This is a genomic window from Amycolatopsis ruanii (genome assembly GCF_003385175.1).
GTDB classification, from domain to species: Bacteria; Actinomycetota; Actinomycetes; order Mycobacteriales; family Pseudonocardiaceae; genus Amycolatopsis_E; species Amycolatopsis_E thermalba.
Genome location: NZ_PQHY01000012.1, coordinates 61583 through 83615 on the forward strand (window position 1 = coordinate 61583; position 22033 = coordinate 83615).

The window sequence follows — 22033 nt, forward strand, 5'->3', positions numbered from 1 at the left end:
CTGGACACCGCCCTGACCCGGCTCGTCGGGGTGCGGCATCCGGTGGTGCAGACCGGCATGGGCTGGGTCGCCGGACCCCGCCTGGTCTCGGCGACCGCCGAAGCCGGCGGGCTGGGCATCCTGGCCTCGGCCACCATGACCTACCCCGAACTCGAATCCGCGATCGCAGACGTCAAACACCGCACCGGCCAGCCCTTCGGCGTGAACCTCCGCGCCGACGCCGCTGATGCTCCCGAGCGGGTCGACCTGCTCATCCGCGAGGGCGTGAAAGTCGCCTCCTTCGCGCTGGCGCCGCGCAAGGAAATGATCGCCAAACTCCGCGACCACGGCGTCGTGGTGATCCCGTCGGTCGGAGCCGCGCGGCACGCCGAGAAGGTCGCCGCCTGGGGCGCGGACGCGGTGATCGTGCAGGGCGGCGAGGGCGGCGGCCACACCGGGGGAGTGGCCACCACCCTCCTGCTGCCCTCGGTGCTCGACGCCGTGGACATTCCCGTGGTCGCGGCGGGCGGGTTCTTCGACGGCCGCGGACTGGCCGCCGCACTCGCCTACGGGGCCGCGGGGGTGGCGATGGGCACGCGGTTCCTGCTCAGCAAGGAAAGCACCGTGCCCGAGGAGGTCAAGCGCGTCTACCTCGCGCAGGGCCTGGCCGGGACGGTGGTGACCGAACGCGTCGACGGGCTGCCGCACCGCGTGTTGCGCACTGAGCTGGTCGACAAGCTGGAAGACACCGGGCGGGTCCGGGGCACCATCCAAGCCCTCCGCAATGCGTTGCGGTTCCGGCGGATCACCGGGCTGTCGCTGCCCGCGATGGTGCGCGAGGGGCTGGCGATGAAGCACGGCAACGAGATGACGTGGAGCCAGATCCTGATGGCGGCCAACACGCCGATGCTGCTGCGCGCCGGCCTGGTCGACGGCCGCACCGACGCGGGTGTGCTGGCGTCCGGCCAGGTGGTCGGGATGATCGACGACCTGCCGACGGTGGCCGAGATCGTGCAGGTCACGGTCACCCAGGCGGAGGAGATCCTCCACCGCCTGGGCACCGCCTGATCAGAGCCATTCGATGATCGTCACGTTCGCGGTGCCGCCGCCCTCGCACATGGTCTGCAACCCGTAGCGCCCACCGCGCCGTTCCAGCTCGTGCAGCAGCGTGGCGAGCAACTTCGTGCCGGTGGCGCCGATCGGGTGGCCCAGCGCGATCCCGCCGCCGTTGACGTTCACCCGCGCGGGATCCGCCCCGGTCTCGTCGAGCCAGGCCAGCACCACGCTGGCGAAGGCCTCGTTGACCTCGAACAGGTCGATGTCGTCCACCGTCAGTCCCGTCTTGCGCAGGGCGTGCGCGGTCGCGGGGATGGGGCCGGTGAGCATCCACACCGGATCCGCCGCCCGCACCGAGATGTGGTGGATGCGCGCCCGCGGCGTGAGCCCGTGCTCCCGCACGAACTTCTCCGAGGCGAGGACGGCCGCGCTGGCGCCGTCGGAGATCTGGCTCGCCACCGCGGCGGTCAGGCGCGACCCGTCGCTGAGCGGCTTCAAGCCCCGCATGCGTTCCAGGCTGGTGTCGCGGCGCGGGCCCTCGTCAACCTCGAAGCCGTCCACGGGCACGATTTCCGCGGCGAACCGTCCGGAGTCGATGGCGTCGAGGGCGCGCTGGTGGCTGCGCAGCGCGTAGGCCTCCATCGCTTCGCGCGTGATGTCCCAGTGCTCGGCGATCATGTCGGCGCTGCGGAACTGCGACACCTCGACACTGCCGTAGCGCTCCTGCCAGCCCTTCGAGCCGGAGAACGGGTCGTCGAAGCCGTACTCCCGCCCGGCGAGCATCGCGGCGCTGATCGGGATGCGGCTCATGTTCTGCACCCCGCCGGCCACCACCAGGTCCTGGGTGCCGGACAGCACGGCCTGCGCGGCGAAGTGCACGGCCTGCTGGCTGGACCCGCACTGCCGGTCCACGGTCACCCCCGGCACGTGGTCGGGGAACCCGGCGGCCAGCCACGCGGTGCGCGCGATGTTGCCGGACTGCGGGCCGAGGGTGTCGGTGCAGCCGAGGATCACGTCGTCGACCACGACCGGGTCCACCCCGGTCCGCTCGACCACGGCGCGGATGACGTGCGCGCCCAGGTCGGCGGAGTGCCATCCGGACAGCGCGCCACCACGCCGTCCGACGGGGGTGCGCACGGCGTCGAGGAGAAATGCTTCAGGCACAACGGCTCCCTAGGGGTGCTGGCTGGACACGGACACGACCTCGCCGGTCAGGTAGGAGGCGTAGTCGCTGGCGAGGAACACCATCACGTTGGCGACTTCCCACGGCTGCGCGGCGCGGCCGAACGCCTCTCGTTGCTCCAGCTCGTGCAGCAGCTCGTCGCTGGTGACCTTGGCGAGGAAGGGGTGCATCGCGAGGCTCGGTGCGACGGCGTTGATCCGCACCCCGTGTTCGGCGGCATCCAGGGCGGAACACCGGGTCAACGCCATCACCCCGGCCTTCGCGGCGGCGTAGTGCGCCTGCCCGGCCTGGGCGCGCCAGCCGATCACGGAGGCGTTGTTGACGATCGCCCCACCACCGCCCTGCTCCACGAACTGCCGCAACACCGCCCGGGTGCAGCGGAACGTGCCGGTCAGCGTGATGTCGAGAACCCGGGACCATTCCTCATCGGTCATCTCCAGCACCGACTTCGTGCCACCGAGCCCGGCGTTGTTGATCATCACGTCGATCCGGCCGAACTGCCCCACCGCACCCGCGATCAGCGCCTGCACCTGCTCCTCGTCGGTGACGTCGCAGGCGATCGCGTGCACCTTGCCCAGCTCCGCGAGCTCGGTGGCCTTCTCCGCGAGGCGGCGTTCGTGCCAGTCGCTGATCACCACGCTCGCGCCCTCTTCCAGGCAGCGTTTCGCCACCGCGGAGCCGATGCCGGTGCCGGCGGCGGCGGTCACGACCACGACTTTGCCGGCGAGCAGGTCGTGCCCGGGCGGGTAGTGGGGGATCAACGGGCCTCCTTGGGCAGGCCGAGCACCCGCTCGGCGATGATGTTGCGTTCGATCTCGTCCGAGCCGCCGTAGATCGTGTCGGCCCGGGTGAACAGGAACAGCCGCTGCCACTCGTCCAGCTCGCCCTCGGCCACCAGCGACCGCGCGCCCAGCCCCGGCTCCACCAGCTCGCCCAGGCGGCGATGCCACTGCGCCCACATCAGCTTGCCGACCGCGACCTCCGGCCCCGCGGCCTGACCCAGCGTCCGCAGCGCGTGCGCCCGCAATACCCGCAGGCCCATCCGCGCGCGCTCCAGATCGGCGCGCAGCAGCGGATCGTCCCAGGTGCCCAGGCGTTTGGCCGCCGCCTCGATTCCGTCGAGTTCGCGGCGGAACCCGATCTGCTGCCCCAGCGTGGACACCCCGCGCTCGAACCCGAGGGTGGCCATCGCGATCCGCCACCCCTCGCCCGGCTCGCCGACCACCATCGACGCGGGGGTGCGGGCGTCGTCGAAAAAGACCTCGTTGAACTCCGAGGTGCCGGTCAGCTGCTGGATCGGGCGGACCGTCACCCCGTCCTGTTCCAGCGGCACCAGCAGGTAGGACAGGCCGCGATGCCGCTGAGACCCCCGCTCGGTGCGCGCCAGCACGAAACACCAGTCCGCGACGTGCGCCAGCGACGTCCAGATCTTCTGGCCGTTGATCACCCACTGGCCGTCCCGCAGCTCCGCCGAGGTGGACACCGCCGCCAGATCCGACCCGGCACCGGGCTCGGAGTAGCCCTGGCACCACAGTTCCTCGACCGCCACGATCTTCGGCAGGAACCGGCTCTGCTGCTCCGGCGTGCCGAACGCGATCAACGTCGGCCCCAGCAACTGCTCCCCGATGTGGTTGACCCGCGCCGGCGCCCCCGAGGCCGCGTACTCCTCGTGGAAGGCCACCTGCTCCTCCAGCGACAACCCGCGCCCGCCGAATTCGGCCGGCCAGCCCACGCACGTCCACCCCGCCGCCGCCAGGTGCCGCTCCCACGCCAGCCGCAGCTCGAACGCCTCGTGCTCGCGCCCCGGCCCGCCCAGCCCACGCAGCCGCGCGAACTCACCGGTCAGGTTGTCCGCCAGCCAGTCCGCGACCTCACGGCGGAACCGCGTCAGCTCCAACGCACGCCTCCTTGCTGCCAGGCCTCCGGGCCACCTAGGGTAATGAGAACACGTTCTAGTTTCTCGGTCCAGGGGAGGGTGCGGTGGGACAGACCACGATCCCGGCCGTCGTCCGCGATGCCGCCGCGAAGTTCGGCACGTCCGAGGCGCTGGTCGACGGCGGCGTGCGGCTGGATTTCGGGCAGCTTCTGGAACGTGTTCAGACCGTGGCCCGGGCGTTCCTGGCCCGCGGGATCGGACCCGGTGACCGGGTCGCGATCAACCTCCCGAACACCCGCCACTGGGTGCTGTCGGCGCTGGGCGCGCTGTACGCGGGCGCGGTGCTGGTGCCGGTCAACACCCGGTTCACCGCCGCCGAGACCGTGGACCTGCTGGCCCGCAGCCGGGCCAAGGCGCTGGTCGTCGCGGCCGACTTCCTCGGCGCCGACCGGCACGCCGCGATCCGGGCGACCGGCGCCGCCCTGCCGGACCTCGGCACCGTCGTCCGCGTCCCGCTCGAACAACCGCACCGCCCGGTCGAAGGCACCCTCGGCTGGGACGAGTTCCTCGCGCTCGCCGAGCAGGTGCCCGTAGCCGACGCCGAAGTCCGCGCGGACGCCGTCCGGCCGGACGACGTCAGCGACATCCTGTTCACCTCCGGCACCACCGGCCGCTCGAAGGGCGTGCTGTCCGCGCACCGGCAGGTGGTCGACGTGGCCGCCGCGTGGGCGGAGTGCGGCCGCGTCACCGCCGACGACCGGTACCTGGTGATCAACCCGTTCTTCCACAGTTTCGGCTACAAGGCCGGGATCGTGGTGTGCCTGCTGACCGGGGCCACGATCGTGCCCCAGGCGGTCTTCGACGTGCGGACCACGCTCGGGGTGATCGAACGCGAGCGGATCTCCGTGCTGCCCGGCGCGCCGACGATCTTCCAGTCACTGCTCCAGGAGCCCGACCGCGGTGACACCTCGTCGCTGCGGCTCGCCGTCACCGGCGCGGCGACCGTGCCCGCGTCGCTGGTCCGGCGGATGCGCGCCGAGCTGGGGTTCGAGACCGTGCTGACCGCCTACGGGCTCACCGAGGCGGTGGTGGTGACCATGTGCCGGCCCGGCGACGACGCCGAGCTGGTCGCGAGCACGTCCGGGCGCGCGACCGCCGGGTTCGAGGTGGCGATCCGCGGCGCGGAGGTCGTCGTCCGCGGGCCCAACGTCATGCTCGGCTACCTGGACGACCCCGAGGCGACCGCGCAGGCGATCGACGAACAGGGCTGGCTACGCACCGGCGACGTCGGCGTGCTCGACGACGGCGGCAACCTGACCATCACCGGCCGGCTCAAGGACATGTACATCTGCGGCGGGTTCAACGTCTACCCGGCCGAGGTCGAGCACGCCCTCACCGAGCTGGCCGGCGTGCGCGACGTCGCCGTGGTCGGGGTGCCGGACGAGCGTCTGGGCGAGGTCGGCAAGGCGTTCGTCGTCGGCGACGGGCTGACCGCCGAGCAGGTGATCGGGTTCTGCCGGGAGCGGCTGGCCAACTACAAGGTCCCGCGGCTCGTCGAGTTCGTCGGCGAGCTGCCCCGCAACGCTTCCGGCAAGGTGCTGAAGCGGCAGCTGAGGTGAGGAGCAGGCATGAGTGAACCGGTGGTCCGCTACGAGCGCCGGGGCGCGGTGGCGCTGGTGACGATGAACCGCCCCGAGTACCGCAACGCGCAGAACTCGGCGGTGACCTACGCGCTGGACGACGCGTTCACCCGGGCGGTGAACGACGCCGAGGTGAAGGTGATCGTGCTGGCCGGGGAGGGCAAGCACTTCTCCGCGGGCCACGACATCGGCACGCCCGGCCGGGACGTGGACCAGTCGTTCGAGCGGCGCGCGGTGATGTGGTGGGACCACACCACAAGGGAGGGCGGGGATCAGCGGTTCGCCCGGGAGTCCGAGGTGTACCTGGGGATGTGCCGCCGCTGGCGGGAGATCCCGAAACCGATGATCGCTTCGGTGCAGGGGGCGTGCATCGCGGGCGGGCTGATGCTGGCCTGGATCTGCGACCTGATCGTGGCCTCCGACGACGCGTTCTTCGCCGATCCCGTGGTGCGCATGGGCATTCCGGGGGTGGAGTACTTCGCGCACCCGTGGGTGCTGGGGCCGCGGGCGGCGAAGGAGGTGCTGTTCACCGGGGAGCGGTTCAGCGTGCAGCAGGCGAGGGAATGGGGAATGGTCAACCGGGTCGTGCCGCGGACGGAGCTGGCGCAGCGCACTCTGGAGCTGGCGGACAAGATCGCGGAGATGCCGCAGTTCGGTCTGGCGCTGGCGAAGAAGGCGGTCAACCAGGCCGAGGACCTGATGGGGCTGCGGTCCGGAATGGACTCGGTGTTCGGGCTGCACCACTTCGCCCACGCGCACAACGCGGAGACTTCGACGGATTCGCTGGGCGGGCAGGACGCGCGCTCGATGCGGGACGCGAACAAGGGGGCGTGAGTGGACCTGGACATCGATCCCGAGTCGGCGGCGTTCCGCGACGAGGTGCGGGAGTGGCTGGCCGAGCACGTGCCCACGCTCCCGTCCATGGATACCGCGGAAGGCTTCGCGGCGCACCGCGAGTGGGAGGCTCAGCTGGCCGACGCGCGGTTGTCGGTCGTGTCGTGGCCGCGCGAGTATGGCGGCCGGGACGCGTCGCTGTTGCAGTGGGTGTTGTTCGAGGAGGAGTACTACGCCGCGGGCGCACCCGGACGCGTCAGCCAGAACGGGATCTTCATGCTCGGGCCGACGCTGTTCGCGCACGGGACGGCCGAGCAGCGGGACCGGATCCTGCCCGCGATGGCGCGGGGTGAGCAGGTGTGGGCGCAGGCGTGGTCCGAGCCCGAGGCCGGGTCGGACATCGCGGCGTTGCGCAGCAGCGCGGTGCGCACCGACGGCGGCTGGTTGCTGTCCGGGCAGAAAACCTGGAGCTCCCGGGCCGCGTTCGCCGATCGCGCGTTCGGGCTGTTCCGGACCGATCCGGCGGAGCAGCGGCATCGCGGGCTGACGTACTTCATGTTCGACCTGCGCGCCGAGGGCGTGACGGTGCGGCCCATCCCGCAGCTGGACCTGGAGCCGGGGTTCGCCGAAATCTTCCTGGACCGGGTGTTCGTGCCGGATGAGGACGTGATCGGCGAGCCGGGGCAGGGCTGGCGGGTCGCGATGACCACCGCCAACAACGAACGCGGCCTGTCGTTGCGCAGCCCCGGCCGGTTCCTCGCCGCCGCCGGCCGGCTCGTGGATTTGTGGCGTGCGGAGGGGGAACCGGCCGCGGCGCGGGACCGGGTGGCCGACGCCTGGATCGGGGCGCGGGCCTACCAGCTCTACACGTTCGGCACCGTGTCCCGGCTGGCCGAGGGCGGGGAGCTGGGGCCGGAGTCCAGTGTGAACAAGCTGTTCTGGTCGCACCTGGACGTCGCCCTGCACGAGACTGCGCTGGACCTCCTCGGCCCGTACGGTGAGACCGACCCCGCGTGGGTGGACGGCTACCTGTTCTCCCTCGCCGGCCCGATCTACGGCGGCACCGACCAGATCCAGCGCAACACCATCGCCGAACGGCTGCTGAAACTGCCCAGGGAGGCCCGCCGATGAGGTTCGCGTTGTCGGCGGAGCAGCAGGACTTCGCCGCGAGTCTGCACGACTTCCTCACCGGCGCCGACCCGGTGGGCGCGGCCCGGGCGTGGGCGCAGGGACGGCACGAACCCGGGTTCAAGGTGCTGCGTGGCCTGGCCGAACTGGGCGTGCCGGCGCTGCTGATCGACGAAGGCCACGGCGGGCTCGGCGCTTCACCGGTGGACCTGGTGGTGGCCTTCGAGGCCCTGGGCGACCACGCCGTGCCCGGCCCGCTCGTCGAGACGGCCGCGGTCGCGCCCGCCGTCGAGGCGGCCGGGTCGTGGTGGCCCGCCCTGGCGGCGGGGGAGGTCTTCGCCACGGTGCTCGCCCCGCCACACGTGCCGCTGGCACTCGACGCCGACATCGCCGGCCTGGTGGTGGATCTCGGCGCGGGGCCCGCGGCACCGGCCGGGCACGGGGAATTCGTGCAGTCGGTGGATCCGGTCCGGCGGTTGTTCCGGCTCGGCACCTCCGCGCCGGCGACCGACGGCCGGGCCTTCGACCTGGGCGTTCTCGCGGTGGCCGCGCAGCTGCTCGGCGCCGGGCAGTGGCTGCTGGACGCCGCGGTCGCCTACGCGAAGCAACGCAGCCAGTACGGGCGGCTGATCGGCGAGTACCAGGCGGTCAAGCACCTGCTGGCCGACGTCGCCACCCACCTCGAACTGGCCCGGCCCCTGGTGCACGGCGCCGCGGTGACCCTGAGCCCGCGGGACGTCTCGGCCGCGAAGGTCAAGGCCGGGGACGCCGCCTACCTGGCCGCCCGCACCGCGTTGCAGGTCCACGGCGCCATCGGCTACACCGCCGAACACGACCTCGGGCTGCGGCTGACCAAGGTGCGTGCCCTGATCGGCGCGTGGGGCGACGGCGGGTTCCACCGCGAGCGGGTGCTGACGCCATGAGCCGGGTCGATCCGATGTGGACGGAGGAGGCGCGGGCGCTGCGGGAGTCCGTGCGGACGTTGCTGGCGCGGCGGTCAGGGCCGGCGGCGGTGCGCGCCGCGATGGCGTCCCCGCTGGGGTACGACGACAAGCTGTGGTCGACGTTGTGCGAGCAGATCGGCGTCGCGGCCCTGGCGATCCCCGAGGAGTACGACGGTGCCGGCGCGACGCTCGCCGAGGCGTGCGTGGTGCTGGAGGAGCTGGGGCGCACGCTGACCCCGGCCCCGATGCTCGGCTCGGCGGTGCTGTGCGGGCAGGCGCTGCTGCTGACCGGCGACGACGAGGCGTGCCGGCGGTTGCTGCCCGGCATCGCCGCGGGGAGCAGCGTGGCCGCGCTGGCCTGGTCCGGTGAGGACGGACGGTGGTCCCCGGCGTGCGTCTTCGCGGACGGGCGGGTCGACGGCCGGGCGCACTACGTGCTCGACGGCGACCTCGCGGACGTCCTGCTCGTGGTGGCGCGCACGCCGGAGGGCCCGGGCCTGTTCGAGGTCACCCCGGCGGACGCCCGCCGCGAGCCCGTGACCACCCTCGACCCGACCCGGCGGCTGGCGGTCGTCTCGCTTGAGGCCGCCCCGGCGCGACGGCTGGACACCGGCGGATTCGACCTCGGGCGGCTGCGTGCGCTCGCGGTCGTGGCGCTGGCGGCCGAGCAGGTCGGGGCCGCGGCCAGGGCGCTGGAGCTGACCGTCGAGTACACCAAGCAGCGGCGCCAGTTCGGCCGTCCGATCGGGGGTTTCCAGGCGCTCAAGCACCGCATGGCCGACGTGCACGTGCACGTGGAAGCCGCCCGGTCGGCGTTGTACGGCGCCCTGACCGGCGACGACCTGGAGGCGGACGCGGCGACGGCGCGCCTGGTGTGCTCGGAGGCGTTCCAGCACGCCGCCGCCGAGATGATCCAGCTGCACGGCGGAATAGCGATCACCTGGGAACACGACGCGCACCTGTACTTCAAACGCGCGCACGGCAGCGCGCTGCTCTTCGGTTAGGTGACCACGGGCGGCGCCGGTTCGAAGGTCGCCAGCAGTTCCTCCAGCGCGGCTTGGTCCGGGCCGACGAACGGGTCGGCATCCGGAGCCGTGGCGGCCCGGTCGAGGAACTCCGCCGCGCGCCCCGGCGCCGGGGGCAGGTGGGTGCTCAGGATGACCGCCGGGTCGAACTCCCGCAGCGGCGCCATCGTCGCCAGGTACCGGTCCCGGTCGACGTTGTGCACCCACGGGCTGTCCACTGTGGCCCACAGCAGCTGGCCGGCGTGCAGCGCCTCCGCGGGGGCGTTCGCCACGTCGTCGCAGGTGGCGAGTTCCGGGGTGGGCATCGGGGCGCCGAAGCAGTCCGAGCTGACGCACACCCCGTTGCTGTGGTCGAAGAAACCGACCGTCGCCGGGCTGTCGAACAGCGGCGGCCGGAATCCGGTCAGGCGGCGGCCGCCCGCGTCCAGCGACTGGCCGGGGTTGAGCAGGAACACCCGGTCGACCGGCAGCGGCCGCTCGGTCGACATGATGCCCATCGCCAGGTAGGTGGTGACCAAGCGGGCCCGCGGCGCCAGCTCGAGCAGGTCGAACAGCGCGCCGGTGTGATCGCGGTCCGGGTGGGTCAGCCAGATCCACCGCACGTCCGCGGGGTCGATCACCGTCCCCAGGGCGTCCAGGAAGCCGCGGCCGGGCAGGCTCAGCCCGGTGTCGACGACGACCGGTTCGGCGCCGTGCAGGACGAACGCGTTGACCGGGAGGAAGCCGATGCCGGGCACCTCGGCCTGGTCGCTCAGGACGCTCACCTCGCGCCCGATCCGGTTGATCTCCATGGCATCCGCCCTTCTTCCGCTCGTGCCGGACACGGTAGGCCGCGCGAGGCACCCGGCGATAAGGCCGAAATACCCGTTCCGGCAAATCGGGCCGCTCGGTCACCGTCGGTCGCGGGCGAGCCGGGTTATGCTGCGTCTGCTTCGACGGCGCGGCGGGGGAGGCGGTCATCATCGACGAGTTCAGGGCCGATCCGGCGGCCATCACCAAGCTCGCCCGGCTGGCCGGGCGCGCCGGGCACGCCGCTCAGCTGTACGCCGCCGCGGCGACCGGCGGTCCGAACGAACTGGGCGAGGGGCTGCTCGGGAAACTGGCCGCCCCGCTGGACCGGTGGCAGGCGCTCGGGGTCGCCAACGCCGGCCGCGCGGCCGCCCTGGCCCACGCCTACGACGCCACCCTGGTCGCGGCGGCCAAGATGTACGCCTCGACCGACCGCCGGGCGGCCGCGGCCCTCGACCGCACCTACCCGGACGCGCTGTCCGAGCGGATCGACGCCGACGACGTCGCCGCGCCCGAGACCGCGGCCACCTTCACCGACTTCGACGACGCCTCCCGCGACCCCCGCCATCCGGAACTGGAGTACACCGGGCCGGGCAACCCGTCCGAGGACGCCTACGGCGGCTGGAACATCGAGCTGCAGAAGATCTCGGACAAGATCTTCGGCGCGGCCTCGGTCAGCGGCTCCGTGCGGGGACTGCTGGCCAAGCTGATCGGCGTCGACCTGCTGACCGTCGTGCAGAAACTGGTCGCCGGCGACTGGGACGCGCTGCTGCGGCAGGGCATGGTGTTCGAGGACACCGGCCTCGCGTTCGGCAAGATCAAGCAGAACATCGACCGCGGCCGCTACGGCATCCAGGAACTGTGGACCGGGCACGCCGGGGAAGCCGCCCGCGCCTGGCTGACCGACTACTCCTACGCCTGCGCCGCGCACGCCCGGTTCTGCACCGAGGCGAGCTGGAAGATCAAGAACTTCGCCCGCGCGGCCTACGACGCCATGCTCGCGCTCGACATCGCGCTGGAAGCGTTGCTCGACTCCGGCCTCGGCGCCGTGCTGAAAATCGGCAGCCGCGCCAAGGCCGTCCTGATGGGAATCATCGGCCTCGCCGACGGCGAGTCCATCCGGCAGGCGATCGCGGGGATCATGACCGACGCGACGGCCCTGGGCACCGCCGTCGACGCGCTCAACGCCCTGGCCCACACCGTCCAGTCGATCGCCGAGATGGTGGCGGGCAACGGCGAGATCGCCGCGCAGGCGTGGCCCGGTGAGCCGTACCGTCACCCGGGGGTGCGATGAACGGCCACCTCTCGCCGTGGCGCACCGAGCAGGGCCGCGCCGCGCTGCGGAACTGGATGACACTGCTCGCCCGGGGCGAGGGGGACATCGCCGACTTCGCCCGCGACGTGGTGGCCGGCCGCGCGCAGCCGCAGGACCTGCTGTACTCCGCCTACCTCGACGAGCGGACGGTCGCCTCCCTGCACCAGGCCGTGGACGACTGGCACGCCCTGCCCGCCGACCAGCAGCAGGCGGCCATCACCGCGGCCGGGGAGACCACGGAAGCGCAGATCGCCGCCCTGGCCGCCGCGGAGGTCACCGAGCCGGCCCGCCGGACCGCCCCTCCCGCCGACGACCGCGACGACCCCGGCGACGGCATCGGGCCGATCCTGCGGCGCTGGTAGCCGCTCCGGCCATCACCGCCGCCGGGGCCCCGACAGCGCAGGCCACCGCCCTGGCCGCCGCGGCGGTCACCGAACCGCCGCCAGCCCGCGGCGTCGCTCCCCACCCCGCCGACGACCTCGACGACCCCGGCGACGGCATCGGGCCGATCCTGCGGCGCTGGTAGCCGCTCCGGCCATCACCGCGGCCGGGGGCCGCGACAGCGCAGGCCACCGCCATCGCCTCCGCCGCGGCGGTCACCGAGCCGCCGCGGGCCTGCGGCGGCTCCGGCTTGCGCCACCACCAATGTGTGTTACCTTGGGTAACAGTAAACCGAGGTAACAGGCAGTCGTGTCAGGGAGGGTGCCATGACCAGCGTCGGTGCGCACGAGCAGGCGGACACCGCGCAGCCTGACCGCCAGTCGGTCGCGCAGCGGTTGCTCGACTCGTCCGAGACGTTGTCCTACGACCCCGTCAAGGAGGTCGACTGGGACACCCCGCTGGACACGAGCTACCACGGCGCGAGCCCGGAGTGGTGCACCCTGTACGGGACCGCGTACTGGAACGAGATGACCCCGGAGCAGCAGCGCGAGCTGACCCGGCAGGAGGCCGCGTCCGTCGCCAGCACCGGCATCTGGTTCGAGATGATCCTGCAGCAGATGGTGCTGCGCGACTTCTACGCCAAGGACCCGACCGACCCGGCGTTCCAGTGGGCGCTCACCGAGATCGCCGACGAGTGCCGCCACTCGATCATGTTCGCCCGCGGCGCCGCGAAGCTGCGCGCCCCGGCCTACCGCCCGCGCCGCCTGGCCGTCGAGCTGGGCCGGTTCTTCAAGACCACCGCCAGGGGCGAGGCGGCCTACGCGGCGATCCTGGTCGCCGAAGAGGTCCTCGACGTCATGCAGCGCGACTGGATGCGCGACGAGCGCGTGGTGCCGTTCGTGCGCACCATCAACAACATCCACGTGGTCGAGGAGTCGCGGCACATGAAGTTCGCCCGCGAGGAGACGCGCGAGCGGCTCAAGGGCGCGGGCCCGCTGCGCCGCCAGTACAACGCGCTGGTCGTGTCGATCGCCGCGTACTTCATCGTCAGCAGCATGTGGAACCCCAAGGTGTACGCCAACGCCGGGCTGGACACCCAGCGCGCGCTGCGCGAGGCGAAGGCCAACGAGCACCACAAGTCGATGCTGCGGTCCAGCTGCGCCGGCCTGATGGAGTTCCTGGACTCCGCCGGCCTGCTGACCAAGGCCGCGGCGGTCTTCTACAAGCGCGCGAACCTCCTCTAGCCATGGCCTTCGCGATCACCCAGACCTGCTGCAACGACGCGTCGTGCGTGGCGGTGTGCCCGGTCAACTGCATCCACCCGACGCCGGACGAGCCGGACTTCGGGACCACCGAGATGCTCTACATCGACCCGCGCAGCTGCATCGACTGCGGCGCGTGCGCCGACGCCTGCCCGGTCGACGCGATCTTCCCGGTGGACGCCCTGACCGCCGCGATGCGGCCCTACGCCGGGATCAACGCGGACTTCTACGCCGGCCGGGAGCCGGCGGCGGCCGATCCCGCGCCGAACTTCCACGCGTGGGGCCCGCCGGTGTTCCACCGCGCCATCCCGAGCGACTTCCCGGCGCTGGAGGTCGCGGTGGTCGGCACCGGGCCGGCCGGCATGTACGCGGTCGAGGACCTGTTGCTGCACACCGGTTCCCGGGTCACGCTGATCGACCGGCAGCCGGTCGAGGGCGGGCTGGTGCGGTACGGGGTCGCGCCCGATCACCCGTCCACCAAGAAGATCGGCGAGACCTTCGCGCGGTACCACCACCACCCGCGGCTGCGGATGCGGCTGGGTGTCGAGGTCGGCCGGGACGTCACGGTGGACGAGCTGGCGCGGCGCTACGACGCGGTGATCTACGCGGTCGGCGCGTCCTCGGCGCGGCGGCTGGGGATCGCGGGCGAGGACCTGACCGGCAGCGTCGCGGCGACGACCGTGGTGGCCTGGTACAACGGCCACCCGGACGTGCCCGCGGACGCGATCGACCTGTCCGCGGAACGGCTCGTCGTGGTCGGGACGGGCAACGTCGCGCTGGACGTGGCGCGGATCCTGACCACCGATCCGCGTTCGCTGGAGGGCACGTCGATCGCGCCGGCCGCGCTGGAGCGGCTGAAGTCCAGCCGCGTGCGCGAGGTCGTGCTGCTGGGCCGCCGTGGCCCGGAGGCGGCCGCGTACACCACGCCCGAACTGCTGGCGCTCACCCAGCACGAGGACATCGACCTGGTGGTCGACGCGCACGACCCACGCATCACCGAGGCGATCGACACCGAGCCGCGGGCCGCGCTGCTGCGGGACTGCAAGCAGGAGACCATCGACTGGTCGGCGCCGCCGCAGCCCGGCAAGCGACGCATCGTGCTGCGGTTCCACTCCGCGCCGCGGGAGATCGTGGGTGCGGACCGCGTGCGGGGAATCCGGGTGACCGGCGAGGTGGAGATCCCGGCGGGCGGCGTGGTGCGCGCGGTCGGCTACCGCGGCACGCCGCTGCCCGGGCTCCCGTTCGACGAGGACAGCGGCACGATCCCGAACGACGGCGGACGCGTGCGGCCGGGGACGTACGTGGTCGGCTGGATCAAGCGCGGGCCGTCGGGTGGGATCGGGGCCAACAGGGCGTGCGCGGAAGAGACGGTGGGCCGCCTGCTCGAGGACGCCATCGCCGGACGGTTGCGGACGCCACGCCGCAAGCCTGGCCTGGTGGCACGCCTGGCGCGCCGATCCTGACTGGTTTCGGTTCGGTGGTTGCCCGGGGGCGGGTTGCTGCTGGTGATTCGTTTCGGTCGGTGGTTGGCTGCGTGCCGGGTCGCCGCTGGTGATTCATTTCGGTCGGTGGTTGGCCGCCGTGCTGCTGGTGCCCGGCTGGGCCGGCGGCCACCCGCCGTGCCGCTGCTCGTGGCCGGTTCCGGCCAGCCGCCACCCGTCGCGCCACTCCGCCGCCTACCTTCGGGCTTCCGGCCAAGGGGAGGTAGTGGTGCGAACGAAACCGTACGGCACCAGCCGCGTGTCGACCGTCTTCGCCGTGGTGTTCGGGTTTCTCACGGGGTTTCTGTGCCTGCTGCGGTTCGCCGCCGCGGTCGCGCTCGTCCCGGTGGTGGACAACACGGCGGCCGTGGTGCTGCTGGGGCTCCTGTACGGCGCGGGCATGGCCTTCTCGCTCGCCGGCGCCGGGTTGCTGCTCGCCCGCAGCCCGGCGTCGATCACCTGCCTCACCCTGGGGTGCGTGATCACGTTCGTCATCGTGCTCACCGAACTGGCGTTGCGCGCCTTGCCGCGCCACACGAGCCTGCCGGACGACCCCTACCTCGGCTGGATGTTCCTGTTCGCCCTCATGGCGCTCGTCCAGACGCGCCGCACGGACACCAAGTTCCGCGTCAGGCCTTCACCAGCCGCTTCCGGACGAGGTCCAGCACCGAGCGGCCACCGGTGAAACACCAGATCGCGATCACCGGATCACAGATCGCGCACCCGTAGGACGAGTGCTCGGCGAACGGGACGATCGGCTCGCCGCGCAGGTGGTGCACCACGTCCCACGCGGTGTGCATCAGCCAGCCGATGCCGATGAAGGTCCACGACTCCAGCCCGCGATAGGCCACGTAGGTGGCGGCCGCGGTGAACACGAACTCCCAGATCCCGAGCCCGCCCCCGCTGAGGTAGGCGGCACCGGCGCCGCCGACCATGAGCGCGTTGAACCGGCGGCGGTGCGCCTCCGGGACGAAGGAGTTGACCAGGACGTAAGCGGCGCCGATGAGCAGCGCGACAACGATCATCACGAACCCGAAACTAGGCGCCCCCGCCCCCGGTCAGTAGTGGCTGGAGTGCCACGTTCCGACGGATTCTCGCCAGTGCCTCAGACGAGCTCGGCCAGCAGCTCGCGCACGCGGCGGTCGATCTCGTCGCGGATGGGGCGGATCTGCTCGGCGGCCAGGCCCGCCGGGTCGTCCAGCTGCCAGTCCAGGTACCGCTTGCCGGGGAACACCGGGCACGCGTCGCCGCAGCCCATGGTGATCACCACGTCCGCCGCCCGCACCGCATCCGTCGTCAGCGGCTTCGGGAACTCCTTCGACAGGTCCAGGCCCAGCTCCGCCATCACCTCCACGACGGCCGGGTTCACCGAGTCCGCGGGCGCGGAACCGGCGGAGCGGACCAGGACCCGGCCCTGGGCGTGGTGGTCCAGCAGGGCCGCGGCCATCTGGGAGCGGCCGGCGTTGTGCACGCAGACGAACAGCACTTCGGGGGTCACGATGGCTCCTTCTCGAACCGGCGGCGCAGCGCCAGGGACACGTACACGAGCCCGACCAGGACGGGCACCTCGATGAGCGGTCCGACGACCCCGGCGAGCGCCTGCCCGCTGGTGGCGCCGAAGGTGGCGATGGCGACCGCGATCGCGAGCTCGAAGTTGTTGCCCGCGGCGGTGAACGCCAGCGTCGTGGTGCGCGCGTAGGACAGCCCGGCCGCCCGGCCCAGCGCGTACGACCCGGCCCACATCAGTCCGAAGTAGACCAGCAGCGGCAGCGCGATCCGCGCCACGTCCCACGGCCTGCTCGTGATCTGGTTGCCCTGCAAGGCGAACAGGACCACGATCGTGAACAACAGCCCGTACAGCGCGACCGGGCCGACGCGCGGCAGGAACCGCGTCTCGTACCAGTCCCGCCCGCGGACCCGCTCACCGATCCGGCGGGAGGCGTACCCGGCCACCAGCGGGATGCCGAGGAAGATCAGCACGCTCTTCGCGATCTCCCAGCCGGACACCGCGAGGCTCGTGGCCTCCAGGCCCAGCCAGGCGGGCAGCACGGACAGGTAGAACCAGCCCAGCACGCCGAACATGACCACCTGGAACACCGAGTTGAGCGCGACGAGCACCGCCGCCGCCTCCCGGTCGCCGCACGCCAGGTCGTTCCAGATGATCACCATGGCGATGCACCGCGCGAGGCCGACGATGATCAGGCCGGTGCGGTACTCGGGCAGGTCCGGCAGCATCAGCCAGGCCAGCGCGAACATCAGCGCGGGCCCGAGAACCCAGTTCAGCAGCAGCGACGGCAGCAGCAGCCGCCGGTCGCGGGTGACCGAGTCCAGCCGGTCGTAGCGGACCTTCGCCAGAACCGGGTACATCATCACCAGCAGGCCGAGGGCGATCGGCAGCGAGATCCCGTCGACGGCGACCGCGTTCAGGCCGCTCTCCAGGCCGGGCACCCAGCGCCCGGCCGGTCGGCGCAGCACCATCGCGGCGGCGATCCACACCGGCAGGAAGCGGTCCAGAGTGGACAGACGGGCGGCGACGGCGGTGGTGGTCATGCGATCGCCCCGGCGGGGGTGAGGACGGCGGACAGGCGGGCCAGCGTCTCCGGCTGGACGCGGTAGTAGATCCAGGTGCCGCGGCGCTCGCCGGTGATCAGGCCGGACTCGCGCAGCACCTTGAGGTGGTGCGAGATCGTCGGCCCGGTCAGCTCGAACGCGCCGGTCAGGTCGCACACGCACGCCTCGCCACCGTCGTGGGAGGCGATCAGCGACAACAGTCGCAGCCGCACCGGGTCGCCGACCGCCTTGAACACCCGGGCCAGCTCCACGGCCTGCGGCGCCGACAGCGGCTCCCGCACCAGCGGCGAGCAGCACTCGTCCTGATTCGACATGGCTCTATCTAAACACACATCTAATTCGATGGGCGTCGAGGTAGGCGGGAGACGCGGCCGGGACCCGCCCGCCCCGAGCGCGAGCGGGCCGGCGCCGGCGGGCTCGGGATGTCGGCGGCGGCCGATTCCGCCTGGCCGCCGCCGATGACGATCACCCCCGTCAGGGCAGGCCGTGCCGCACGAATGCACGTTCGGGCCGACCAGCGGCGCGCTCGGCGCCCGCAGCGCCGGGTCGAAGTCCAGGCGCAGCTCGGACAGACAGGCCGGGCTCTGTCGCGCCCGTGGTCGACCACCGGGTCCCACCCGCGGCGCGTCACCCCGGTCACCTCCGCCCCGAACCGCACCCGCTCGCCCAGCGCGGCGGCCGGCGGCTCCAGTCCCCGCGCCGGCAGTTCCGTTCGCCTGCCTGGCCGAACCGACCGGGTGCGGCCGGACGTGCGGCGGGTCAGCCGAGGCGTTCGGTGAGGCGGATGTGCACCGTGTCGCCGGCGTCCTTGCCGATCGCGCGGCGCACGTCGGCCTTGACGGGCAGCTTGTGCGTGCCGTCGCCGAGGGCCATGAACGAGCTGCGGAACGGGTGGCCGTCGATGGTGCCGCGGATCTTCACCAGGCCGCGGGTGCCGAAGTACTCGGCGGAGCCGGGCATCACGACGTAGGTCCAGCCGCCCTCGGCCGGGCTCTTCACCAGGGTCGCGTCGAATTCCTTGTCCAGTGCCGCCATGTCGTCCTCCTCGGGTGCGCTGCCATTGTCACCCGGAACGTCGACGCCGCCGCCCGCGTTTCGACATCGGAACCCGATCGCCGTCGGGCGACGTTGTCAGAGCGGGGTGATGACGATGGACCCGTACGCCGTGCTGGGCGTCCCCCGGGAGGCGACGCCGGCCGAGATCACCGCCGCGTACCGGCGCCTGGTGCGCGCGCTGCACCCCGACGCGCCCGAGCCGGATCCCGGGCGGCTGGCCGAGGTGCTGGCGGCTTACCGGGAGCTGCGGGACAGTCCGCGCCCCGCGGAGCCCCCGCGCCCGGAGCCCCGGGCCGTCCGCCGCCCGGCCCGGCGGTGGGAGCCGGACATCCGCGCCGGCCCCGTGCGCCGTGAACGCTAGTACGCCGTGAACGCTAGTACGCCGCGAACGCTAGTACGCCGCGAGCCCTGGTGCGCGGCGAGCGCTGGGCGGTGCCGGGTGCTGCCCCCAGCACCCGGCACCCGGTGCGGTCAGCTCCCGCTGATCCGCGACCACGCGCCGACGAGCGTCGGCGGGCGGAAGATCGCCCCGTTGCGCACCTGCTCCTCGAAGAACCGCTGCCCCAGCGTCTCGATGCCGACCTCCTCCGCCGTCGCCAGGCCGGTGCGCGTCAGCACGGGCAGCAGCGTCCGGATGACGCCCTCCGCCATCCGGCCGCCGGTCGGGTCGCCCGGCGCGCGGTAGGCCTGCAGCCCCAGCACCGTCGCCCCCGCCAGGCCGGCGTCGGCGAACACCGAGTCCAGCCGCGCGCCCAGGTACGGGTCCAGCCCGGACCGCCGGAACGCCTCGGTGATCCAGTGGGTGATCCGCTCGCTCAGCGGCGTGGCCGGCAACAGCCCGGCGACGCTCATCTCGTACTCCATCGACACCACCACCCCGCCGGGCCGCACGTACCCGGCGAACTTGCGCAGCACCGCCGCCGGATCCGGGGTGTAGAGCAGCACCAGCCGCCCGACCACCGCGTCCACCTGCCCGGTCAGCCGCATCTCGCGCACGTCGTCGTGCACGAACGAGACGTTGCGCAGCCCCTGCGCCTCGCACCGGCTCGCCGCCCAGCGCAGTGCCTTCACCGACTGGTCGATCCCGACGACGGACCCGGACGGCCCGACCATCCGGGACAGCTCGAAGGCGACGTCGCCGGCGCCGGTGCCCAGGTCCAGCACCCGCATGCCGGGCTCGATGCCGGCCAGCCCCAGGATCGCGCGCGTCGCGGGCGCCAGCGCGGCGGCCTGCTCCTCCAGGCGGCGCAGCTCGTCGGGCTCGCTGCCGAGCAGGTACGGGGTCTCGGTGGTGGTCATGGTGTCCTCCCTGCCGGATGTGTCCGGTTCAGGGTGACCCGCGAGGGGGTCTGGTGGCTTGGCGGAATCGTGGGGATGATGTGGAGATTCGGTGGCGAGGTGGCCCTGATGTACGAGTTCGAGGACTGCGTGGTCGACCCGCAGCGGTTCGAGCTGCGCCGCCGCGGCGAGCCGGTCCACGTCGAGCCGCAGGTGTTCGCCCTGCTGACGCACCTGATCCGGCACCGCGACCGCGTCGTCGGCAAGACCGAGCTGCTCGACTCGGTGTGGGGCTACCGGCACGTCAGCGAGTCCGCGCTCACCAGCCGCGTCAAGGCGCTGCGCCGCGCGATCGGGGACAGCGGGGAACGGCAGCGGATCGTGGCGACCGTGCACGGCGTCGGGTACCGCTTCGTCGCCGACGTCCGCGAGAACGGCGCCGCCCCGCTCCGCGTCCGCGCCCCGCAGCAGATCCGCTACTGCCGCTCACCCGACGGCGTGCGCGTCGCGTACGCGCTGTCCGGGTGCGGGCCGCCGCTGGTCAAGGCGGCGAACTGGCTGACCCACCTGGACCTGGAGTGGGCGAGCCCGATCTGGGCGCACTGGCTGGACGGCCTGGCCCGGCGGCACACCCTGGTGCGCTACGACGAGCGCGGCTGCGGCCTGTCCGACTGGGACATCGGCGAGTTCCGGTTCGACGACTGGGTCGACGACCTGGAGCTGGTGGTCGACGGCCTGGGGCTGGAGCGGTTCCCGCTGCTCGGCATCTCGCAGGGCGGCGCGGTCGCGATCGCCTACGCCGTGCGGCACCCCGAGCGCGTGTCCCGGCTCGTGCTCGCCGGCGCCTACAGCCGCGGCCGGTTCGCGCGCGCCACCACCCCGGAGGAGAAGGAGGAGGCCGAACTCGACCTCGTCCTGGGCCGGATCGGCTGGCGCCACGACGATCCGACCTTCCGCCAGGTGTTCGCCGGCCAGTTCCTGCCGGACGCCACCCGCGAGCTGTGGGACGCCTTCAACGACCTGCAGCGCGCCACCACCTCCAACGACAACGTGGTGCGTTTCCTGAACGTCTTCGCCCACATCGACGTCTCCGCCATCGCGCCGTCCGTGCGCTGCCCGACGCTGATCCTGCACTCCCGCGGCGATCTGCGCGTGCCGAAGGCGCAGGCGCAGGAACTGGCCGCGCTCATCCCGGACAGCAGGCTGTGTTTCCTGGACAGCCGCAACCACGTCCTCACCGAGCAAGAACCGGCGTGGCCGGAATTCCTCGCCGAGCTGGACTCCTTCCTCGGCAGCTGACCGCCGGGCGTCCCCGGCGACCGCTAGTATTCGGGTCATCGGTGTTGATCTCCCTGGGGAAAGCAGGCTGTGATGGCGAAGTCCCGGTTCGAGCAGTTCCCGATGGAAGGCGTCGACCTGGACCACCCGAACGTGGCCCGGGTGTACGACTACTACCTCGGCGGCAAGGCCAACTACGCGGTCGACCGCGTGTTCGCGGAAAAGGCGCTGGAGCGCTTCCCGTTCGTGCGCCCGGCCGCGAAGTCCAACCGGCTGTTCCTGCACCGGGCCGTGCGGTACCTGGTCAAGCAGGGCGTGCGGCAGTTCATCGACGTCGGCTCGGGCGTGCCCACGATGGGCAGCACGCACCAGGTCGCCGACGAGCTGGACACCACCACTCGCGTGGTCTACATCGACAACGAGCCGGTGGCGGTCGCGCACTCGCAGATGCTGCTGGAGAAGGAGGGCGACCTCGACCGGCACGCGGTGATCCAGGCCGACCTGCGCGACCCGGACCTGCTGTGGAACAAGGTCGCCGACTCCGGCGTCATCGACTTCGCGCAGCCGGTCGCGCTGTTGCTGATCGCGGTCCTGCACGTCACCCAGCCCGGCCCGGACGGCACGGACATCGGCCCGGCCGCGGTGGCGCGCTACCGGGAACTGCTCGCCCCCGGTTCGTACCTGGTGCTCTCGCACGGCACGGCCGACGGCGTGCCGGAGAGCCGGGCCCGGGAGATGGCCGAGTTCGGCAAGATGTACGACGCCACGGCGACGCCGGTGATCTGGCGCCCGCGCGGTGAGATCGAGGCGCTGTTCGGCGACCTGGAGATGGTGGAGCCCGGCGCGACCTGGACGCCGCTGTGGCACCCGGAGGAGAACGGCGCCAACGCCCCGGAGATCGAGTTCGACTCGCCCAACGACTCCGTGGTGTGGGCCGGGGTGGCGCGCAAGGCCTGA

General features: G+C 72.4%; 24 protein-coding genes. 14 read left to right on the plus strand and 10 right to left on the minus strand.

What is annotated here, in order from left to right; genetic code table 11:
• Complete coding sequence (locus D0D28_RS09265; RefSeq protein ID WP_116110392.1) at nt 1-1047, plus strand: NAD(P)H-dependent flavin oxidoreductase; 1047 nt, start codon at nt 1-3, stop codon at nt 1045-1047.
• On the opposite strand, the gene D0D28_RS09270 is transcribed toward D0D28_RS09265, so the two are convergent.
• From D0D28_RS09270 to D0D28_RS09280, 3 genes are read right to left on the minus strand one after another with little or no spacing between them, the layout of a single operon-like run.
• Complete coding sequence (locus D0D28_RS09270; protein WP_116110356.1) at nt 1048-2199, minus strand: acetyl-CoA C-acetyltransferase; 1152 nt, start codon at nt 2197-2199, stop codon at nt 1048-1050.
• Between the two features lie 9 nt (nt 2200-2208).
• The gene (locus D0D28_RS09275) at nt 2209-2979 is read right to left on the minus strand and encodes an SDR family oxidoreductase (protein ID WP_094008165.1); all 771 of its coding nucleotides are present in this window, start codon (nt 2977-2979) and stop codon (nt 2209-2211) included.
• Nucleotides 2976-4115, minus strand: a complete 1140-nt coding sequence (locus D0D28_RS09280) for an acyl-CoA dehydrogenase family protein (RefSeq protein ID WP_116110357.1) — start codon at nt 4113-4115, stop codon at nt 2976-2978. Before D0D28_RS09280 ends, D0D28_RS09275 begins: the two co-directional genes overlap by 4 nt.
• A gap of 83 nt (nt 4116-4198) precedes the next feature.
• Between D0D28_RS09280 and D0D28_RS09285 the strand changes: the two genes are divergently transcribed.
• From D0D28_RS09285 to D0D28_RS09305, 5 genes are read left to right on the plus strand one after another with little or no spacing between them, the layout of a single operon-like run.
• Nucleotides 4199-5713 (plus strand): FadD3 family acyl-CoA ligase, encoded by a 1515-nt coding sequence (locus tag D0D28_RS09285; RefSeq protein WP_116110358.1) that lies wholly within the window; start codon nt 4199-4201, stop codon nt 5711-5713.
• A 9-nt stretch (nt 5714-5722) separates the two neighbouring features.
• Nucleotides 5723-6568 carry an enoyl-CoA hydratase gene (locus tag D0D28_RS09290; protein ID WP_094008162.1) on the plus strand — a complete coding sequence of 282 codons (846 nt, stop codon included), beginning with the start codon at nt 5723-5725 and terminating at the stop codon, nt 6566-6568.
• Nucleotides 6569-7699 (plus strand): acyl-CoA dehydrogenase family protein, encoded by a 1131-nt coding sequence (locus D0D28_RS09295; protein ID WP_094008161.1) that lies wholly within the window; start codon nt 6569-6571, stop codon nt 7697-7699.
• Nucleotides 7696-8619 carry an acyl-CoA dehydrogenase family protein gene (locus D0D28_RS09300; protein WP_116110359.1) on the plus strand — a complete coding sequence of 308 codons (924 nt, stop codon included), beginning with the start codon at nt 7696-7698 and terminating at the stop codon, nt 8617-8619. Before D0D28_RS09295 ends, D0D28_RS09300 begins: the two co-directional genes overlap by 4 nt.
• Nucleotides 8616-9644 carry an acyl-CoA dehydrogenase family protein gene (locus D0D28_RS09305; protein WP_240323142.1) on the plus strand — a complete coding sequence of 343 codons (1029 nt, stop codon included), beginning with the start codon at nt 8616-8618 and terminating at the stop codon, nt 9642-9644. Before D0D28_RS09300 ends, D0D28_RS09305 begins: the two co-directional genes overlap by 4 nt.
• On the opposite strand, the gene D0D28_RS09310 is transcribed toward D0D28_RS09305, so the two are convergent.
• Nucleotides 9641-10456: an MBL fold metallo-hydrolase gene (locus D0D28_RS09310; protein WP_094008159.1), complete on the minus strand. Its 816-nt coding sequence runs from the start codon at nt 10454-10456 to the stop codon at nt 9641-9643. The two genes, D0D28_RS09305 and D0D28_RS09310, sit on opposite strands and share 4 nt — an antisense overlap.
• Before the next feature lie 413 nt (nt 10457-10869).
• Here D0D28_RS09310 and D0D28_RS09320 point away from each other — a divergent pair, with 413 nt between their 5' ends.
• The 5 genes from D0D28_RS09320 (at nt 10870) to D0D28_RS09340 (ending at nt 15578) form a co-directional block, all read left to right on the plus strand.
• On the plus strand, nt 10870-11748 hold the full coding sequence (locus D0D28_RS09320) for a hypothetical protein (protein ID WP_116110361.1): 879 nt from the start codon (nt 10870-10872) through the stop codon (nt 11746-11748).
• Complete coding sequence (locus D0D28_RS09325; RefSeq protein ID WP_116110362.1) at nt 11745-12131, plus strand: hypothetical protein; 387 nt, start codon at nt 11745-11747, stop codon at nt 12129-12131. The genes D0D28_RS09320 and D0D28_RS09325 overlap by 4 nt, the downstream gene beginning before the upstream one ends.
• A 345-nt stretch (nt 12132-12476) precedes the next feature.
• On the plus strand, nt 12477-13394 hold the full coding sequence (locus D0D28_RS09330) for an AurF N-oxygenase family protein (RefSeq protein ID WP_116110363.1): 918 nt from the start codon (nt 12477-12479) through the stop codon (nt 13392-13394).
• Between the two features lie 2 nt (nt 13395-13396).
• The gene (locus tag D0D28_RS09335; RefSeq protein WP_116110364.1) at nt 13397-14875 is read left to right on the plus strand and encodes an FAD-dependent oxidoreductase; all 1479 of its coding nucleotides are present in this window, start codon (nt 13397-13399) and stop codon (nt 14873-14875) included.
• Between the two features lie 247 nt (nt 14876-15122).
• On the plus strand, nt 15123-15578 hold the full coding sequence (locus tag D0D28_RS09340; RefSeq protein ID WP_162831020.1) for a hypothetical protein: 456 nt from the start codon (nt 15123-15125) through the stop codon (nt 15576-15578).
• Here the strand turns inward: D0D28_RS09340 and D0D28_RS09345 are convergent.
• The 5 genes from D0D28_RS09345 to D0D28_RS09370 form a co-directional block, all read right to left on the minus strand.
• Nucleotides 15523-15918 (minus strand): DUF6010 family protein, encoded by a 396-nt coding sequence (locus tag D0D28_RS09345; RefSeq protein WP_094008152.1) that lies wholly within the window; start codon nt 15916-15918, stop codon nt 15523-15525. The genes D0D28_RS09340 and D0D28_RS09345 overlap by 56 nt on opposite strands.
• An 80-nt stretch (nt 15919-15998) precedes the next feature.
• Nucleotides 15999-16394: an arsenate reductase ArsC gene (locus D0D28_RS09350; RefSeq protein WP_094008224.1), complete on the minus strand. Its 396-nt coding sequence runs from the start codon at nt 16392-16394 to the stop codon at nt 15999-16001.
• The gene (gene arsB, locus D0D28_RS09355; RefSeq protein WP_116110366.1) at nt 16388-17443 is read right to left on the minus strand and encodes an ACR3 family arsenite efflux transporter; all 1056 of its coding nucleotides are present in this window, start codon (nt 17441-17443) and stop codon (nt 16388-16390) included. The genes D0D28_RS09350 and arsB overlap by 7 nt, the downstream gene beginning before the upstream one ends.
• Entirely contained in the window at nt 17440-17778 is a 339-nt protein-coding gene (locus D0D28_RS09360) for an ArsR/SmtB family transcription factor (RefSeq protein WP_094008150.1), read from the minus strand. Before D0D28_RS09360 ends, arsB begins: the two co-directional genes overlap by 4 nt.
• A gap of 445 nt (nt 17779-18223) precedes the next feature.
• Nucleotides 18224-18499 carry a DUF1905 domain-containing protein gene (locus D0D28_RS09370; protein ID WP_094008148.1) on the minus strand — a complete coding sequence of 92 codons (276 nt, stop codon included), beginning with the start codon at nt 18497-18499 and terminating at the stop codon, nt 18224-18226.
• A 115-nt stretch (nt 18500-18614) separates the two neighbouring features.
• On the opposite strand from D0D28_RS09370, the gene D0D28_RS37300 reads away from it, so the two are divergent.
• On the plus strand, nt 18615-18881 hold the full coding sequence (locus D0D28_RS37300) for a J domain-containing protein (protein WP_275895892.1): 267 nt from the start codon (nt 18615-18617) through the stop codon (nt 18879-18881).
• A gap of 110 nt (nt 18882-18991) precedes the next feature.
• Here the strand turns inward: D0D28_RS37300 and D0D28_RS09380 are convergent, their stop codons facing one another.
• The gene (locus tag D0D28_RS09380) at nt 18992-19819 is read right to left on the minus strand and encodes a class I SAM-dependent methyltransferase (RefSeq protein WP_094008146.1); all 828 of its coding nucleotides are present in this window, start codon (nt 19817-19819) and stop codon (nt 18992-18994) included.
• A 108-nt stretch (nt 19820-19927) separates the two neighbouring features.
• On the opposite strand from D0D28_RS09380, the gene D0D28_RS09385 reads away from it, so the two are divergent.
• Both D0D28_RS09385 and D0D28_RS09390 read left to right on the plus strand, forming a co-directional pair.
• The gene (locus tag D0D28_RS09385) at nt 19928-21097 is read left to right on the plus strand and encodes an alpha/beta fold hydrolase (protein WP_240323143.1); all 1170 of its coding nucleotides are present in this window, start codon (nt 19928-19930) and stop codon (nt 21095-21097) included.
• Between the two features lie 72 nt (nt 21098-21169).
• Nucleotides 21170-22033: an SAM-dependent methyltransferase gene (locus D0D28_RS09390; RefSeq protein WP_094008145.1), complete on the plus strand. Its 864-nt coding sequence runs from the start codon at nt 21170-21172 to the stop codon at nt 22031-22033.

Bases quoted from the DNA above. Each gene is read 5' to 3' on its own strand.
- D0D28_RS09290 (WP_094008162.1), top strand. From the start codon at position 5,723: ATGAGTGAACCGGTGGTCCGCTACGAGCGCCGGGGCGCGGTGGCGCTG.
- D0D28_RS09300 (WP_116110359.1), top strand. From the start codon at position 7,696: ATGAGGTTCGCGTTGTCGGCGGAGCAGCAGGACTTCGCCGCGAGTCTG.
- D0D28_RS09305 (WP_240323142.1), top strand. From the start codon at position 8,616: ATGAGCCGGGTCGATCCGATGTGGACGGAGGAGGCGCGGGCGCTGCGG.
- D0D28_RS09310 (WP_094008159.1), bottom strand. From the start codon at position 10,456: ATGGAGATCAACCGGATCGGGCGCGAGGTGAGCGTCCTGAGCGACCAG.
- D0D28_RS09320 (WP_116110361.1), top strand. From the start codon at position 10,870: ATGTACGCCTCGACCGACCGCCGGGCGGCCGCGGCCCTCGACCGCACC.
- D0D28_RS09325 (WP_116110362.1), top strand. From the start codon at position 11,745: ATGAACGGCCACCTCTCGCCGTGGCGCACCGAGCAGGGCCGCGCCGCG.
- D0D28_RS09330 (WP_116110363.1), top strand. From the start codon at position 12,477: ATGACCAGCGTCGGTGCGCACGAGCAGGCGGACACCGCGCAGCCTGAC.
- D0D28_RS09335 (WP_116110364.1), top strand. From the start codon at position 13,397: ATGGCCTTCGCGATCACCCAGACCTGCTGCAACGACGCGTCGTGCGTG.
- D0D28_RS09345 (WP_094008152.1), bottom strand. From the start codon at position 15,918: ATGATCGTTGTCGCGCTGCTCATCGGCGCCGCTTACGTCCTGGTCAAC.
- arsB (WP_116110366.1), bottom strand. From the start codon at position 17,443: ATGACCACCACCGCCGTCGCCGCCCGTCTGTCCACTCTGGACCGCTTC.
- D0D28_RS09360 (WP_094008150.1), bottom strand. From the start codon at position 17,778: ATGTCGAATCAGGACGAGTGCTGCTCGCCGCTGGTGCGGGAGCCGCTG.
- D0D28_RS09370 (WP_094008148.1), bottom strand. From the start codon at position 18,499: ATGGCGGCACTGGACAAGGAATTCGACGCGACCCTGGTGAAGAGCCCG.
- D0D28_RS37300 (WP_275895892.1), top strand. From the start codon at position 18,615: ATGGACCCGTACGCCGTGCTGGGCGTCCCCCGGGAGGCGACGCCGGCC.
- D0D28_RS09380 (WP_094008146.1), bottom strand. From the start codon at position 19,819: ATGACCACCACCGAGACCCCGTACCTGCTCGGCAGCGAGCCCGACGAG.
- D0D28_RS09385 (WP_240323143.1), top strand. From the start codon at position 19,928: ATGTACGAGTTCGAGGACTGCGTGGTCGACCCGCAGCGGTTCGAGCTG.
- D0D28_RS09390 (WP_094008145.1), top strand. From the start codon at position 21,170: ATGGCGAAGTCCCGGTTCGAGCAGTTCCCGATGGAAGGCGTCGACCTG.